The organism is Paraglaciecola sp., assembly GCF_051252315.1.
In the GTDB taxonomy this organism is placed as follows: domain Bacteria; phylum Pseudomonadota; class Gammaproteobacteria; order Enterobacterales; family Alteromonadaceae; genus Paraglaciecola.
The window spans coordinates 1-2,542 of record NZ_JBPOFP010000236.1 but is presented as its reverse complement, the minus strand read 5'-3'; the positions used below and the strand labels follow the sequence as shown (position 1 = coordinate 2,542).

Here is a 2,542-nt window from a genome sequence, read left to right as displayed (position 1 = left end):
TTCGCTGCCAAGCTGGAAATAGTTTCATTAAAAATACCTGAACCTATACCATTATCATCAGTAATTACATTTGCGCCTCCTATTTGTGGGGTAGCATTTTCTGAGGTAATCGCATATACTATTCCTCGTGCTGTAACCGAAGATGACCCTTCTGCTGTTACCTCGCCTCCCAAATCAACCATATTTGATGTTATTGAGTTTGCATCACTAGTCGTTACTGTAGCCTGAAAATCATCATTTAATATGGTTATGGTTGCACCATCGGTGATATCTATTGCTAATGAAGTTGATGCCAAATTATTTTGAAATATCGTTAATTGCTCATTTGATTCTAAATCTGTGTCTATTGTTGGCGTTACCGTAAAGGTCTCCATTTCTCCTGCACTTCCTGCAAAGGTTAAAGTCTGGCTTGTTACAGCGGAATAATCACTATCTGCTGTAGTTGCTGTTCCATCTGCTGTGTTTACATCTACTGTAAACCCTCCTTGTACAGCATTGTCCAGTGTTGCGGTTACCGTGATAGCTCCATTATTTTCGTTGCCACTTGCATTTGCTATGGTTACAGTTGCCGTATCGTCGTTGTTAATAGTATACGTATGTACTAGATTCGTTCCTAGAGTTGCATTCGTTGGACTCGAAATAGTTACTATGACTGTTTCGTTAGCTTCCAAAATGGCATCGGATACAATACTGGCTATAGTAATATTATCATTGCTATCACCTGCTGTAATAGTTAATATCCCATCTGCTAAAGTATAATCTGTACCACTTCCTGTTGCAGTTCCCGTTACAGCATAATTTACAGACACATCACTTCCACTTATCGTGCTTAATGAGACTTCTAAATCTGCACTGCTCACACTTTCCGCTCCTGAAGAGCTAGTAGATGTAAAAGCTACTACTGGTATTGAATTTGTTGTAACGTCTATTTTAGTTGGGTTTGCTTGTAGGTTGGCTGATATATCTTCCGCAACAACATACACATCATACGCAGTTCCTGCTGTTAACCCTGTAACACTAAAATTATTTGCAAAACCTCCAGAACTTACTGTATCATGTCCACTGGTCACTTGATCAGCCCCTCCACTTCCTGTTCCTGCTTTTACTTCTGTTGATGTTGGAGCTGTGGCTCCATCTGCAACAATCACATAATAAATAGTTCCAGCTTCGTTAACGTCTGTTGTTAAAGTAAATGTTACTTGTGTTATCGAAGAGGTACTTGGTGTAACGTCAAATACGGGGGCTATATTATCTACCACTGTTACCGAAAGAGCTTCTGCATAATCATCAGTACCGTCATTGCTATTTACTCTTACATCATAATTTCCAGCAGTTAAAGCAGAAGTTGTTCTAAGCGTATTTCCGCTAATATTAAAACTTGCATTATTTGTATCTCCTGCTCCACTTATCAAAGTATATGCATGTGTGTCTCCTCCATCTGCATCTATTGTAGAAAAGGTCCCTACTGTAGCATTTATATCAGTAACAGACTGATTGATAGAAGTTGGAGATAAAGAGATTTCTGTGGGAGCTGAGTTGGAAGAAGCCAAAACACCAAAAACTTGAAAATAACTTGTACCCCCAATAGTATAAGTAACAATATAAAAATCAGATCCTTGTGATTGTATTCTAGCGTCAATAGTCGCGCTTGGATCAGATCCAGGAGCTGTATTTACCTGTGTTACAACCCCTATTGCTGAACCTGAAGAATTGTATTCTCTAACAAAAAAATTAAAATTGTTCTCCCAAACTACTACCATCTTTTGGTCATCTTCCATGGAAACATGACTCACTATGTCAGTAGTAACTGAGCCAGGGCTTAAAAGTGAGTATAAAGCTGTTCCAGAACTATTATAAGCTCTTGCCTGAACTAGCGCATCTAGATTATTAACCCAAGTAACCGCAAAATCTCCTGTTGCATTCATATCAATCGTAGGTTTTCTAGGGTCGTTTCCAGCACCTACAAGAATTAAACTCCCTTGAGCTACTCCTGAAGAATTAAATCGTTGAACTCTAATTCCAGAACCATCTTTAAAAGTTACAGCATAATTGCCACTATTATCTACAGCTATATCTGGAGAAAGTGCAGTTGCAGTTCCTACTGATATTCTAGCCCCAATTACCCCTGAACTATTTATAGATCGAGCACTTACTGCCCCAGTTGTATTATTTATATAAGTAGCTACATAGTTTCCTGTATTATCTCCATCAACTGATGGAGTTCTTAAATCACCCATTGAATCTATAATAATACCTGAACCATTTGTAGTCCCGTTAGCATTATAGCGTTGCAAATTAATTCCGCCTGCCGTGTCCCAAACTACAGCAAAATCACCATCGTCTTCCACATGTAAAGAGATATCTACTTCTATTGCGGTACCAACAGAGATTGCCGCCCCTTGTGCTACCCTACTGCTGTTGTATCGTTGTGCTGTTATTGCTCCAGAAATACCATCTAAGCTCACCACCACAAAATTTCCTGAAGAATCAAAATCAACAGCAACTTGTTGTTCATTTATAGATACTACTGAAACTTCTGTAC

At 38.8% G+C, this 2,542-nt stretch carries 1 protein-coding gene; it reads right to left on the bottom strand.

Annotated elements, in window-relative coordinates; genetic code table 11:
- Nucleotides 1-2,542: beta strand repeat-containing protein (locus ACSHXM_RS21595; RefSeq protein ID WP_435692462.1), on the bottom strand; the 2,542-nt coding region annotated here is incomplete at both ends.